Origin of the sequence: Halobacillus litoralis, assembly GCF_009856355.1 — a bacterium.
GTDB lineage: Bacteria > Bacillota > Bacilli > Bacillales > Halobacillaceae > Halobacillus > Halobacillus litoralis_B.
The window spans coordinates 60,792-73,427 of the sequence record NZ_WMEW01000011.1 but is presented as its reverse complement, the minus strand read 5'-3'; the positions used below and the strand labels follow the sequence as shown (position 1 = coordinate 73,427).

13 protein-coding genes are annotated in these 12,636 nt (G+C 50.4%); 4 read left to right on the top strand and 9 right to left on the bottom strand.

Annotation, left to right across the window (positions count from 1 at the left end; genetic code table 11):
- Nucleotides 1-11: 11 nt before the first annotated feature.
- A complete protein-coding gene (locus tag GLV97_RS15095; RefSeq protein WP_160842262.1) occupies nucleotides 12-1,163 on the bottom strand; it encodes a zinc ribbon domain-containing protein in 1,152 nt (383 codons plus the stop codon).
- Between the two features lie 279 nt (nucleotides 1,164-1,442).
- Here GLV97_RS15095 and GLV97_RS20380 point away from each other — a divergent pair, with 279 nt between their 5' ends.
- Nucleotides 1,443-1,943, top strand: coding sequence for a 3D domain-containing protein (locus tag GLV97_RS20380; RefSeq protein WP_373562343.1), 501 nt, complete (start codon nucleotides 1,443-1,445; stop codon nucleotides 1,941-1,943).
- A 61-nt stretch (nucleotides 1,944-2,004) separates the two neighbouring features.
- Nucleotides 2,005-2,526, top strand: coding sequence for a GNAT family N-acetyltransferase (locus tag GLV97_RS15085; RefSeq protein ID WP_160890002.1), 522 nt, complete (start codon nucleotides 2,005-2,007; stop codon nucleotides 2,524-2,526).
- Nucleotides 2,527-2,600: 74 nt separating this feature from the next.
- On the opposite strand, the gene GLV97_RS15080 is transcribed toward GLV97_RS15085, so the two are convergent.
- On the bottom strand, nucleotides 2,601-2,837 hold the full coding sequence (locus tag GLV97_RS15080) for a hypothetical protein (protein ID WP_027953760.1): 237 nt from the start codon (nucleotides 2,835-2,837) through the stop codon (nucleotides 2,601-2,603).
- Nucleotides 2,838-3,296: 459 nt separating this feature from the next.
- On the opposite strand from GLV97_RS15080, the gene GLV97_RS15075 reads away from it, so the two are divergent.
- The gene (locus GLV97_RS15075; RefSeq protein ID WP_160890001.1) at nucleotides 3,297-4,538 is read left to right on the top strand and encodes a YeeE/YedE family protein; all 1,242 of its coding nucleotides are present in this window, start codon (nucleotides 3,297-3,299) and stop codon (nucleotides 4,536-4,538) included.
- 275 nt (nucleotides 4,539-4,813) lie between these two features.
- On the opposite strand, the gene GLV97_RS20375 is transcribed toward GLV97_RS15075, so the two are convergent.
- From GLV97_RS20375 to GLV97_RS15040, 7 genes are all read right to left on the bottom strand, one after another.
- On the bottom strand, nucleotides 4,814-4,885 hold the full coding sequence (locus GLV97_RS20375) for a putative holin-like toxin (RefSeq protein WP_373562361.1): 72 nt from the start codon (nucleotides 4,883-4,885) through the stop codon (nucleotides 4,814-4,816).
- A gap of 315 nt (nucleotides 4,886-5,200) precedes the next feature.
- On the bottom strand, nucleotides 5,201-5,596 hold the full coding sequence (locus tag GLV97_RS15065; protein ID WP_160835147.1) for a secondary thiamine-phosphate synthase enzyme YjbQ: 396 nt from the start codon (nucleotides 5,594-5,596) through the stop codon (nucleotides 5,201-5,203).
- A 3-nt stretch (nucleotides 5,597-5,599) separates the two neighbouring features.
- On the bottom strand, nucleotides 5,600-6,568 hold the full coding sequence (dapF, locus tag GLV97_RS15060; RefSeq protein WP_160842266.1) for a diaminopimelate epimerase: 969 nt from the start codon (nucleotides 6,566-6,568) through the stop codon (nucleotides 5,600-5,602).
- A gap of 228 nt (nucleotides 6,569-6,796) precedes the next feature.
- The gene (locus tag GLV97_RS15055) at nucleotides 6,797-8,821 is read right to left on the bottom strand and encodes an iron ABC transporter permease (protein WP_160889999.1); all 2,025 of its coding nucleotides are present in this window, start codon (nucleotides 8,819-8,821) and stop codon (nucleotides 6,797-6,799) included.
- Between the two features lie 15 nt (nucleotides 8,822-8,836).
- On the bottom strand, nucleotides 8,837-9,850 hold the full coding sequence (locus GLV97_RS15050) for an ABC transporter substrate-binding protein (protein ID WP_202410655.1): 1,014 nt from the start codon (nucleotides 9,848-9,850) through the stop codon (nucleotides 8,837-8,839).
- A 428-nt stretch (nucleotides 9,851-10,278) separates the two neighbouring features.
- Complete coding sequence (locus GLV97_RS15045) at nucleotides 10,279-10,845, bottom strand: helix-turn-helix transcriptional regulator (RefSeq protein ID WP_160889998.1); 567 nt, start codon at nucleotides 10,843-10,845, stop codon at nucleotides 10,279-10,281.
- Between the two features lie 103 nt (nucleotides 10,846-10,948).
- Nucleotides 10,949-11,377 (bottom strand): Rrf2 family transcriptional regulator, encoded by a 429-nt coding sequence (locus GLV97_RS15040; protein WP_160889997.1) that lies wholly within the window; start codon nucleotides 11,375-11,377, stop codon nucleotides 10,949-10,951.
- 154 nt (nucleotides 11,378-11,531) lie between these two features.
- Here GLV97_RS15040 and GLV97_RS15035 point away from each other — a divergent pair, with 154 nt between their 5' ends.
- Nucleotides 11,532-12,488 carry an alpha/beta hydrolase gene (locus GLV97_RS15035; protein WP_160889996.1) on the top strand — a complete coding sequence of 319 codons (957 nt, stop codon included), beginning with the start codon at nucleotides 11,532-11,534 and terminating at the stop codon, nucleotides 12,486-12,488.
- The last annotated feature ends 148 nt before the right edge of the window (nucleotides 12,489-12,636 follow it).

The window sequence follows — 12,636 nt, the reverse complement described above, 5'->3', positions numbered from 1 at the left end:
TCCGCATCCTCCTATTCTACTAACCATTCCAGCTCTGTCATTTCCACCATATATTCCCCTTCTTCCAGGTTGTAGTACATTTTCTCAAAGCTCCCTGTACTACCCGGGGTTAAATAGTTCGGGTACACTTTGGCGGATTCTGAACGGACCACTTCTCCGTCCTGTGTTTTAATGTCGTACTTTACAGAAATCGTACTGATCACCTGTGTCGCGACACTCTTCAGTTCACCACTGATCTTGTAATCTCCGAATTCATCTTTCTCCATTCGGATATCCGCCACTTCAAGAGCTTCCGTTTCATTACGGAGCTCATCCTGGGCAGCCTGCTGCATCGCACTTTCCAGACGCTCCTGTGCGGCCTGCTCAAACGCCTGCTTCTCCTGCTGCACCCGTTCTTTCAGCTGGATCAGCTTTTCGTCGTTCGAGACATACTGAAGCCCCTCATCAATCAGAGCAATGGCCTCGGTATACCGTTTGTCCTCGGCTGCAGCCTCGGCTGTTTTCGTAGAGCGGTTGACAATTTTCTCATAAATTTTTTCCCGTACTTTGGCCGCTTCCTCTAAATTCAGATCCGAAAGGGTGTTCAGCTTGGCGGCCAGCTCATCCACGTCTGTAATTTTAGAAAGCTCCTCATTCACTTCCTGAAGCGTAAATCTGGAATCCATTTCATTCAGTGCGGGGACAAGGGTCTGATAAAGACGGCCGTTTTCCTGTTTCAGAGCCGCCTGAATCGTTGCCAGCTGTTCGTCAGCTTCCGAAAGGCTGCCTTCTTCCAACAGCTTGGAGACTTCTTCAAGCTCCTTTTCCATACTGAGCGCCGTCTGCACATGACTCAGTTCCTCCTGCAGGGCTTCTTCATCCGGACGTTCCTGGATGGCACGGGTGAGCAGCTTCTCCGCCTCCCGGTACTCGCCGGCAAGGGCGGCCTCCTCCGCTTCTGTTTTCCATGTGACAACCTCTTTGTTTATACCTGCTTGCTGATCATAGACAAAATAAAGGGCCGCCCCCACCAAAACAAGGACTATCGCAGGTGTGAGAATAGGCAGCCACAATCGCTTCCGTTTTGTATCAGCCGGGGATTCTTCCGATAAGGATGCTCCACACTGGGAACAGTAACGCGACCCCTCGGCGTTTTCATAGTTACATTGAGGACATGTGATCATGGTCTGGTCCTCCTTTTTTCACAGCTTTCTAATGATCCAGAATCGTACATAATCCTCAACTATTATAGCATGACCATTGATAGATTCGTAAACGTCTATCGTCCCTTTTTTCGATTTTTTCAGGATTGCTCCCTGCGTCCCGTTCCTGCTTTTCAAAGCAGATCACGCCCCCGCCGAATGTCACAGAACTGTAATCAATCTGTAGGTATTTTGTATTTGTTTATGCATGGGCGTCCTTGTTATACTCCTCTAAGAACTCCTTCGAAAGAGGTGTATGACATGATGAAATATTTCCTATCCCTTGCTGTCATGCTGACCCTGTTTTCCGGAATCACCCATATTTCAAGTGCTGAGGAAACCGATAAGACGGCTCAGCCTGCCGATAAAAAAGTAACCACCCTCGATGAGAAAGAACTCCAGCACAACCGATTTGAGGAAGAGGAAGATAAAGAAGCCTCCTTTGCTTCACAACCTGCCAAAGATGATGTGAAACGGACGGTGGCCGTCGAAGCGACTGCCTACACCGCTTTCTGCGAAGGGTGCAGTGGAACGACCTACACCGGCATCGACCTCCGCGCCAATCCCGATCAGAAAGTGATCGCTGTCGATCCTTCTGTCATTCCCCTCGGCTCGAAAGTCCGCGTCCCGGGCTACGGAACAGCCACGGCCGGAGATATCGGCGGGGACATTGAAGGTCACCGGATCGATTTGTTTATGGCAGAAGAAAGCGACGCCTTTGATTACGGGCGCCGCCAGATTGAAGTCGAAATTCTCGAGTAAGCCTTTTATAAATCGTTGGATTGTGAGAAACTCCCTTTTAGATACAGAAGGGAGTTTTTTTATGCCTGTAACCATCAGACAGGAACAGCGGGCGGACATCCCGGCCGTGAGGAAACTCATCGAACGGGCCTTCGCTCATGAAGAGCACAGTGATCAGACCGAGCATGTGCTTGTCGAAAGACTGCGGGCCTCGGATGCGTTTATTCCTGAGCTTTCATTGACAGCCGTCGATGATGGAGAGGTGATCGGCTATATCCTCCTCACAAAAATCGCTGTCGGGGAAAGCGTGTCACTCGCTCTCGCTCCGGCTGCTGTCCATCCCGACCGACAGAAAGAGGGCATCGGTACAATGCTGATAACCAAAGCGCTGGCGGCCGCCAGGTCCCTGGGATTTTCCTCCGTCATCGTTCTCGGTCACCCGGATTATTATCCAAAGTTCGGGTTCCAGCCTGCTTCCCAATGGGGAATCAAAGCGCCATTCGACGTTCCTGAGGAGGCCTTTATGGCTGTTGAACTGCATCCGGGCGCATTGAAAAACGTGAGCGGCATCGTCCGCTATTCCCAGCCTTTTCTGGAAACATGAAAAAAGGCCGGATGAACGGCATCCGGCCTTCTATTCTATACGCCACTTTCTCTCCATATTATAAACAGGGGGCGTTAATCTCTGCTGAAGCGTGTGCGGCGGGCACAGCGGTCAAGGTAGAAGCTTTCCACCCCGCTTGTATGAAGAGCCACTCCATCCTCAAGGAACCACCAGGTCCCACGGTCCAGCTGCTTGACGATAAACTCAGAGGTTTCCTTTTCATCCATTTCCTCACTCAACTCAAGATCATGGGTGACGACCCTCTTGCTGTCAAGCAGGAAAATAACGTGCCATTCCTTCTTCTTCGGCATTGCAATCATCCCTTCCTATGTAGGCTTATTAATGTAACAGTACCCGGCTTTTTCGTCTGCTAATCATAGAATTCCCTTACCTGCATAAAATTTATGCAGATCAAGCAAAAAAAGCCACGCGGAACGCGTCGCTTTTCATTATATCGTTATGTAGGGGGAGGTGCGCCTGATGTACGCCAAGAAGTTCTTCGGTTTGAGTTGGTCCAAACAAAGAAAAACCAGCGAGTGACATATGAGCGAACGACAGGTATAAGACATCCCTCCAATAATTGTATTCAACCTTCCTGTCCACACTTCGAGTGTACCACTTGTCCCTGCCATATAGTGTTAAATCTCCGTAAAGACTGAACTGTGTTCTCTTTGTACAACCATTGTATGCAAACTGGTTTACAAATAGAAGAACTGTCGGTTAGAATGTTTAAAGCTTATTAATCAAATCGGAATTAGGAGGAATCACATATGCAGCAACAAGCAGTTCACCAAACGGCTTCCAACCGTTCAACGATTCCTGCCCCGCTTGACCCGGTCCAAAAGCCGTTCATGTGGGTGGGTATCATTGCTTCCCTGCTTTTATTTATAACCATCATCAGCATCACCAATGTCACTCAGGGGGTTCTTTTCATCATCGGAATCGCCTTCGGCCTCGTGCTGCTCCACGCACGCTTCGGATTTACATCAGCCTTCAGAAGACTGCTTTCTGTCGGTAATGTCCAGGGCCTTCAGTCACACATGCTGATGCTTGCGGTCGCAACGACAGGGTTTGCGATCATCCTAGGTACAGGATTCAGCTTTACCGGAACTGCTCCCCAAGGATACGTCTTCCCCGTCGGTGTGAGTGTCATTTTCGGTTCGTTCATTTTCGGAATCGGCATGCAGCTCGGTTCCGGCTGTGCATCCGGGACCCTGTATACGGTCGGCGGCGGAAAATCCTCGATGGTCTTAACGCTGATCGGTTTTATCGCCGGTTCTGTTCTTGGTGCCTACCATATCGGATTCTGGCGGGAAACTCCGGCGCTTCCGGCGATTTCTCTGGCTGAATCCACAGGACTCGGATATTTGGGCGGCTGGATTTTACAACTTCTTATTTTCCTGGGGATCTACGGCGTGACCGTGAAAATTGCCAGGAAAAAGAACCCGCCCCGTATGGAACCTTTGAAAACGACGACAGGTCTGAAGCGTCTATGGCGCGGAGCCTGGCCGCTGCTTGCTGCGGCGGTAGCACTTGGTGTACTGAATGCCATCACACTAGCCGTCCGCGGCAACCCGTGGGGGATTACGTCAGCGTTCGCCCTGTGGGGCTCCCAGTTCATTCAAATGTTCGGTGTGGATGTAGCGAGCTGGCAGTACTGGTCTGAAAATCCAGCACCCCTGAACCAGACTGTGCTTGCCGACTCTACAAGTGTCATGAACTTCGGAATCATCCTCGGCGCATTCATCGCCGCCAGTGCGCAGGGGAACTTCAAGCCGGGTAAAATCAAACCAGGCATCGGTTTCGCCTCCATCATAGGCGGAATCCTGATGGGATACGGCGCCCGCCTCGCCTTCGGCTGTAACATCGGCGCCTACTTCGGCGGCATCGCCTCCTTCAGCCTGCACGGCTGGGTGTGGATGATCATGGCGCTGATCGGGACGTACCTCGCTCTGTTCCTGAGACCGCTGTTCGGATTGAAAAATCCGAATCCGAGAGATTCGATCTGCTGAATGATGATCCAGCACGCCCCTTATGGTGTGCTGGATTTTTTTATGCCTGGAGCGGTGGCGGAGAAAGCCTGATATCCTCCGGCACCCGGAAGAGCAGGAATGCTCGATGAGGTTTCTTTTTCCGGAAAATGTGGTATGATAAAAGCAGATACAGGATACACATAAGAAAAGGGACCACAGCTGGCACTGTGATCCCTCTACGGATAGCTGGTCCGCCAAAGGGCGCAGCCTACATGAAAAATAGACTCACCCGCATTCACGTCAGAATAGGGAGTCTATTTTTTTATGCGTAAAATCGCTACAATCAAACCGAGCAAGGACACGATCAGGGAACTGAACGCGATCATCACCATCAGCGATTCATACATACTCAGAGGCATCACCCCCTCCATCGATGAGACATGGGGATCAGCCGACACCCTATTCAGCTGGCAGGAACCATTATCCTCCTTAAATTATAGCATGGCCCGCCACAAGAACGTGACAGGCTTTTCTACCTAAAAAAGGACGGTCTCCTGGTTAACAGAAAACCGTCCTTCTTTTCAGCCGCCACGATAATCGTTCGATGGTGACGCCTGCGGGAACAGCAGGAGCCTCAGCAGGCCGGGTTGCCACGCCCTTTTACTAAAGCAAAAGAGCAGGCACGATGCCTGCTCTTTCTCTTATAACACTTTAGCTACGAATTTACGGTTGCGCGGACCGTCAAATTCACAAAAGTACAGTCCCTGCCACGTGCCGAGTACGAGGCGGCCGTCTTCTACGATCAGTGTCTGCGCATGTCCGATCGTACTCGTTTTCATATGAGCGGCTGTATTGCCTTCTCCGTGTTTATCTTCAGCATGATCCCACGGATACACTTCGCGGAAACGGCGGAGCATATCGGTTTTCACATCCGGGTCGGCATTTTCATTCACCGTCAGTCCCGCGGTCGTGTGCATGGAAGAGACGATGACGACGCCATCCTTCACGCCTTCTTCACCCAGCCAGTCCTGTACCTGGCTTGTGACATCGATCATCTGGTCATGATGGTCTGTACGTACATGAAACGTCTTCAGCATCTTTCACCCTCCGATTTCGGAAGCGGCATAGGCTTCCAGTTTTTGATACGTTTCGTTTTCCTTGTCGAAAAACGTTTGTTCATTGATTTCTACGCGGCTGTTTCCAAGGTCAACATCAGCCACAGCTTCGTATACATTCGTTCCATTCCCGCGCAGCTGGATGGAAAAACGTCCCTCATTCTTTTCAACGACACAGTTGACGAGTCCGCCTTTATTGATGACGACAATGGGTGTATCGAGATCGTTAGGACCAAGGATGGTGGACACAAGAGACGAGGCAGACATCGCCGTCCCACAGGCATTGGTCAGTCCGACGCCACGCTCATACGTACGGACGAAGATTTTGTTCTTTTCAAGTACCTGGACAAAGCTGACGTTCACCCCGTTCGGGAAAACCTCGGGGAGTTGATTGGCCAGGCGTCCGGTCTGTTCAAGCTCCTCCTGATCCACGTCGTCCATCAGGCTGACGATATGCGGGTTCGGTACACTCAGTGCTGTGAATGTCCGCTTGTCTGAGAGTTCCGGGATGGAAACATCCACGGCTTCCTCTCCATCATGGATCATAGGAAGCGATGCAGGGGCAAACGATACCGGCTCGATCTGCACAGAGAATGTATCAATCTCCGGGAAAATTTCAGCGACCTGGCTGACAGGCAGCACCGCCTCCTGGGTTTCAATCGCAATCGATGCGTGTCCGAGCTTTTCGATCATATGGCGGGCTACACAACGGAGGCCGTTCCCGCACATTTCCGCTTCTGTTCCGTCGGAGTTAAACATCCGCATCCGGCCCTCCGCTTTCTCACTCGGCATGACAAATAAAATGCCATCGGAGCCGATGCCATTCGTTCGATCACATAACAAAAGCGACAGCTCTCTTCTTTCTTCCTCGGTAAATGTAAAGTCATGCTCGATTTCATCAATCAGGATGAAATCGTTCCCTGACCCATGGCATTTGATGTATGGCAGCTTCATAAATCTCTCCCCTTCACGCTCTTTTTCTCCCTATCTTAGCATATTTCCCATCCAAATGAAGCGTGAGCGTTTGAATTTTGTAAAAAGTAAAAAACAGGACCGCCCTGCTCCTTACATTCTAAAAAAGAGAGGACCTTTTGTTGAACAAAAAGATCCTCCCTCCTTATCAAAAGACAAAATGTCAGACACGCGTAACTTCCCACTAATACCGCACTTTTTATAGTGGAACTATGCGGCCTTTCTTTTCATCAACCAAAGGAAATACGGCGCGCCGATGATGGCCACGAGGATCCCGGATGGAATCTCATTAGGAGCCAGCAGCGTCCGGCTGAACAAATCAGCAGCCACCAGGAGCACGCCTCCAATCAGCATCGTGACCGGAAGCAGCTTTTGATTGGCACTTCCGACAAGCAGACGGGCCAGATGCGGAGCAATCAGCCCGACAAAACCGATGGAACCGACAGCCGCTACGCTGGAAGCTGCCATCAGGGTCGCCATCAGTGCCATTTGAAACCGGACATTGACCACACGGAGACCGAGTCCTTTCGCTGTATCGTCTCCAAGTCCAAGAACATCCAGCGTTTTAATGGAAAAGGCAAGGACAGGGACAAGCAGGAGCACCGGCCAGATCAAGTACTGGATAAGTTCCTCCCACCCTTTTGCATAGGTCGTCCCGGAGAGCCACGTCAGCGCAGAAGCTACCCCAAGGTCCGCCTGCACGACCATAATTTGAATCAGAGCGGACCCGAAAGCGGAGATCCCGATTCCGAGCAGAGCGAGCACAGTCGGCTGGAACTCAGCCTTAGCCCCGAGGGCCATCACGATGAAGAAAAAGATCACCGCTCCGGCCATCGCTCCAACCGGAATCCACACCGCCGATACACTGAACCAATACATCGTCATCAGGGCACCGACGCCGGCCCCGGATGTGATGCCGATCACGGAGGGATCAGCCAGAGGGTTCCGCAGCACTCCCTGAAAAATGAGGCCGCTTAGCGCAAGAACCGCTCCACTGAACAAGGCAACGAGCGCCCGCGGAAGTCTCAAATTCAAAATCATATCCTGCATAAACGTACTGCCTTCGCCGAAAAATGCCCGGAAGCCGACGAGCGGCTCAAAGCCGTAGTTACCCGACACAAGGCTCACACCTACGGTCACTATAATGAGCGCAATCAGAACGGGGAGCACCCGGCCGAGAGACAGACCAATCGAATTCCGTCCCGCCATGACCGCTCCGTTCTCCTGGGAGCTGTTCCGCTTCATCCGCAGGACAAGCCAGATGAGCCACGGCGAACCGACAAGAGCTGTAATCGCACCGACAGGAAGCTCTGAAAAGGATGGATCAATGATACGGGCAAGAACGTCGGCTAGAAGCAGGACATTCCCTCCCCATAAGAAAGACCCGAGAATAAGCAGCAGGTGCGACCTGTAGCCGATCAGCTTGATCAAATGCGGGGCGACAAGACCGACGAACCCGATCGGCCCGACAATGCTGACAGTTACACTCGTCAAAAGCACCGCAGCCAGAATAGTGATGAACTTCACGTTCCTTACGTTCTGACCAAGAGCCGTCGCTACATCATCTCCAAGCGTCAGCGTGTCTAATTTTCCCGCAAACGCCAGAACGATCAGCATGCACACCCCTATGAAAGGAAGAGAAAAGGTGACCCCGCCCCAGTCGTTCTGAACGAGTGTCCCTGATCCCCATAGAAAGATCCCACGGGTTTCATTTTCATAAAAGATCTGCAGGACAGACGTTAACGAAGAAAATAAAAATGTAATGATCATCCCGGCCAGCACCATCCGGACCGGAGTGGCATCTCCACCGCCGGATAATACATAGACGAACCCAAACGTTAAAAGACCACCGAGAAAGGCGGTGACGATTCCATTGCCCACCAATGCGGACGGTAAGAAGATCGTAGTGACAACGACCGCAAAGTACGTACCCGAGTGAATCCCGAGCGTACTGGCAGAGGAAAGCGGGTTTTTCGTTACCGTCTGCAGGATGACTCCGGAAACGGCGAGCGCCCCGCCGGCAAGAATACCCATCACAGCACGCGGCAGTCTAAGCGTCCTGACCGTATGGTGCTCCAGCGTATTCTCAGGACGTAAGAGCGCATCCATGACCGTAGCAAAAGGGAGATCCACGTTCCCTTGATTGATATGTATAAAAGTTAAAAGACACAACAATGCGGCTCCACCCCCGAAGGTGGAGACCGCCATTATTGTGTTCTTCATCGTTGTGTTCATACGCACACACTCACTTTATTCTTCTTCCAGCGCCGCGTTTACGACCTGTTCAGCCAGAACTTCCGCAGAAAGAGGTCCACCGAATGTCCAGGCATCCCCAGGCATCTGGTAGGTACGATCTTCTTTTACAAATGCCAGTTCTTCCCACACCGGATTGCCGGCCAGCTGGTTTTCGAAAATGTTGTCTTCTTCCTGCACGATGTAGAAGAAGTTCGTGTCCTGATAATTCTGCAGGGTTTCAACCGTTGTTTCCGTGTAGCCGTACACTTCCAGTTCTTCGGATTGATAATCATTCGTCATGCCCATATTGTTCATCACCTGCGCGGCCATGGAATTGTCTGTGAACAAACGCATTGTCGGCGTATCCTGAAGCGTGAAGGACTGACTGAGCACGTAGTTCATGCCTTCTTTGCCGGCTTCCTCCAGACGGGACTGCTGCTCAGCAAACGTATCCTCCATATCGGTGAGGACTTCTTCAGCCTTATCCTGTTTACCAACGATTTCTGCAACCGTATTGAATTCTTCCTTCATGTTGGCAAATTGATCCTGAGCCGCTTCCTCAGAATAAGGAGCGAACATGACCGTTGGAGCGATTTTCTCCAGTTCTTCCTGTATCGCTTCGTGACGGAACTGGACACCGATGATCAAATCAGGCTCCAAACGGGAAATCGCTTCCAGGTTCGGCTCCTGACGTGTCCCTACATTCTCAACAGAGTCGCTGAATGGAATACCAACGTTCACCCAGTCCCCGTAGGCGTCCAGTTCAGCAACACCAACCGGTTCCATGCCCAGGGCCTGAAGATCCTCTGCATAGGTCCACTCCAATACGACAACTTTCTCAGGAGTGCCTTCAATGGTCTTTTCTCCTGTTGCGTCTTCAATCGTTACAGAACGGGATTCATCGGAGGAAGCTTCTTCAGTGCCGTCCTCTCCAGACTGATCTTCATTGGTTCCTTCTTCTGATCCTCCGCCGCAGGCAGCCAGCAGAACAAGACCAAGGATAAGTGCAAAAAGCCAAATCTTCTTCATATGTAGCATCCTCTCTATGATTCGAATCAGAATCTATCATCCAGCTGTCTTTATACCCCTAAATAAACTAAATGATAAAGATTCTCAATCTCATTACAACTTATATCCTACTTCACTCCCCATGTTGTGTCAATCCTGTTTCCTGGAATTTTTCAGACTCTTTCGTTCCATACCACCGATCCTCCTGCAGAAAACTTCTCAGCCATCCACCCAGTTGTATTTCACAAGCCTTTTCCTTGTTTCTTTTTCCACAGCTGTATGGATCTGCTTGATCAGGCCTCCATAAAAATAAGGGAATAACCCTTTCTTCACCCATCCATGCTTCCAGGCGAAAACGGCCTGCTTGAACGTTGTAACGACCTCGGAAATGTAAGCACTCCCATCGATGTCCAGCTGACGGGCGGCGCTCTCTACCGTCCGCCAGGCTTTCAGAACATCCGGCGGAGAAAGAAAAGGACGTGCGGCCTCAATAAAGGGGATCGGAATGAAGGAAGGCAGGTGGGAATGATCCAGGGGGTCAATATTACTAAAGGAAGCTTTCCTTTGGTTCCTCTTTGTTTCCTGAAGAGTTTTGGATGCGCGGAGCTTAGAGCCGCTTGAAGTTGTAAAAGATGGAGGGGTGTCAGGAAGGGTGTCGCCAGGAGTGTCATCAGAAGGAAAAAAACATCCGGCTGTGGAAGGAATACAATCAAATTCACTCCCTGCCGGCCGTTCGGTTTCTTCGTCTGCACTCTCTCGATCAACCCTTCCTTTTCAAGGGTGCGGAGGGCACGGACGACAGTACTTTCACTGCAGCGGACAGCCGAAACGATGGTCGAACGTTTCGGAAAAGCGACGCCTGGAAATTTAACGGCATGCCGCCATACATAGCGGAGGACTTCTCTTGTTCCTTCCGATAAAAAGGGTTTGCGTTGATATAGATAGCTCCGTACATGACGGTCAAGTTCCTGCTTCGTCTGAAAACGCTGATGTTCCTTAATGTTTATCCAATTCATAGGTTCGGCCTCCCAAAAAAATCCGGTATACCCTATAATCGAAACCAGTATGGGAGTTGGTGTCTATTTTATTAAAATTTCTCCAAAAAAATTGAAGGAAACCTTAAGATTTCCTCCGTGCGTCTTTCTGATCGAGAAGCTGCTGGATCGTAAACTGTTTTAACTCTTCCTGAAAACGTGTCTCAGCGTGACTGATCATTTGAGCAATGAAATACTCTACACCCGTCGAAGGAACAGTATAAAAGGGGGTAGCCTCTGAATCTCCCAGCGCTTGATAGACATCTTTAACCGTAATCTCCCCGGGAGACTTTGAAAGTTGATAGCCACCATACCTGCCTCCCTGCGCTGTCACATAACCTGACTTGGACAGCTTTGATAAAATCTTCCTTACGAACGTGGGGTCCTCCCCCATCTTTTCTGCTATCTGATGGCTTTTCAGCATCGTATTAGAGGAAGCCAGCAGTACGAGCGTCCTTAAAGCAACATGGAACCATTTGGGCCCTAAATCGCCGGATTGAATCATCAACTGCATAAAATTCCTCCTCCATCATTTGCTGAATATTCTATTGACTATTATAGCATAACAGGCGTATGATTTAATTGTGCAGAAATCATCACAATTGAACCCTTCTTACATTTTCTTCTTCTCTTTTTTAGAAAGCGATTACAAAAAAGGAGTGTTTTTTATGAAAAATCGTGTAGATCCTTCCCTTCTTCCCGGCCTGGAAATGTTCCAGGATATCGACCTCAAACCCGAATTCCTGCCGTCTATCAGAGAAGGACTTGACCAGATGTATTCCCCTCTTCCCCAGGATGATTCGCTGTCCATTTACAATGAAACGATTGCAGGTCCGGACGGAGATCCACTCCAGCTCAGAATCTATCAGCCTGCTGACCGGGATGACGAGCTACCTGCCCTTTTATGGATTCATGGAGGAGGTTATGTGCTTGGGACAGTGGAAAGCAACGATGCTTCCTGCGCAGAGTTTGTTAAAGAAGCGGGTTGTGTTGTCGTTTCGGTTGATTACCGCCTCGCTCCGGAGCATCCGTATCCAGCCCCTCTCGAAGACTGTTACACCGCTTTGACATGGATCGCTGAGAATGTAGAGACTTTAAATATTGATGGTGATCGTATTGGTGTGGCAGGAGCAAGTGCCGGTGGCGGCTTGACTGCAGCCTTAACCCTTTTGGCAAGGGACCGCGGCTATCCTTCCGTTCACTTTCAAATGCCTCTTTACCCTATGATTGACGACAGGAACAATACCCCGTCAGCAGAGGAAATCAAGGAAGGCATGGTGTGGAACCAGAAAACGAATGAAGATGGCTGGAAGATGTACCTTGGATCTTTACATGGGACGGACAAGGTTCCATCCTATGCCGCTCCTGCAAGAGAAACGGATTACAGCCGTCTTCCTTCTACGTATACCTGCGTCGGGCAGCTTGATCCTTTCCGTAGCGAAACGATGACCTATGTGACAAAGCTTGCCGAAGCTTGTGTAGATGTGGAATTCCACCTTTTCCCCGGAGCGTATCACGGATTTGAAGGGTTTAACCCGGATGCAGAAATAGCGGTCCGTGCGAAAGCTGGATATATCCAAGCCTTGAAACGGGGATTACACTCACAGACACGATCCCGATCCTAAACGGCCGCCCTTGAACGGGCGGTCGTTTATTGTTCCTGCTTTTACTCATGCACGTTTTCACCGCTGTTGCGAAATGCTCCTACCTTCGAACAAACCCCCCGGCTGAAACCGTGTGCACGTTCCGCTGAACCACAACTCTCCTCTTCCT

What these genes read in the sequence shown, in the direction of transcription:
- GLV97_RS15050 (WP_202410655.1), bottom strand. Translation starts at nt 9,850, where the DNA reads ATGAAGAAGATTTGGCTTTTTGCACTTATCCTTGGTCTTGTTCTGCTG.
- dapF (WP_160842266.1), bottom strand. Translation starts at nt 6,568, where the DNA reads ATGAAGCTGCCATACATCAAATGCCATGGGTCAGGGAACGATTTCATC.
- GLV97_RS15055 (WP_160889999.1), bottom strand. Translation starts at nt 8,821, where the DNA reads ATGAACACAACGATGAAGAACACAATAATGGCGGTCTCCACCTTCGGG.
- GLV97_RS15040 (WP_160889997.1), bottom strand. Translation starts at nt 11,377, where the DNA reads ATGCAGTTGATGATTCAATCCGGCGATTTAGGGCCCAAATGGTTCCAT.
- GLV97_RS15035 (WP_160889996.1), top strand. Translation starts at nt 11,532, where the DNA reads ATGAAAAATCGTGTAGATCCTTCCCTTCTTCCCGGCCTGGAAATGTTC.
- GLV97_RS15065 (WP_160835147.1), bottom strand. Translation starts at nt 5,596, where the DNA reads ATGCTGAAGACGTTTCATGTACGTACAGACCATCATGACCAGATGATC.
- GLV97_RS15080 (WP_027953760.1), bottom strand. Translation starts at nt 2,837, where the DNA reads ATGCCGAAGAAGAAGGAATGGCACGTTATTTTCCTGCTTGACAGCAAG.
- GLV97_RS15085 (WP_160890002.1), top strand. Translation starts at nt 2,005, where the DNA reads ATGCCTGTAACCATCAGACAGGAACAGCGGGCGGACATCCCGGCCGTG.
- GLV97_RS15045 (WP_160889998.1), bottom strand. Translation starts at nt 10,845, where the DNA reads ATGAATTGGATAAACATTAAGGAACATCAGCGTTTTCAGACGAAGCAG.
- GLV97_RS20380 (WP_373562343.1), top strand. Translation starts at nt 1,443, where the DNA reads ATGATGAAATATTTCCTATCCCTTGCTGTCATGCTGACCCTGTTTTCC.
- GLV97_RS15095 (WP_160842262.1), bottom strand. Translation starts at nt 1,163, where the DNA reads ATGATCACATGTCCTCAATGTAACTATGAAAACGCCGAGGGGTCGCGT.
- GLV97_RS15075 (WP_160890001.1), top strand. Translation starts at nt 3,297, where the DNA reads ATGCAGCAACAAGCAGTTCACCAAACGGCTTCCAACCGTTCAACGATT.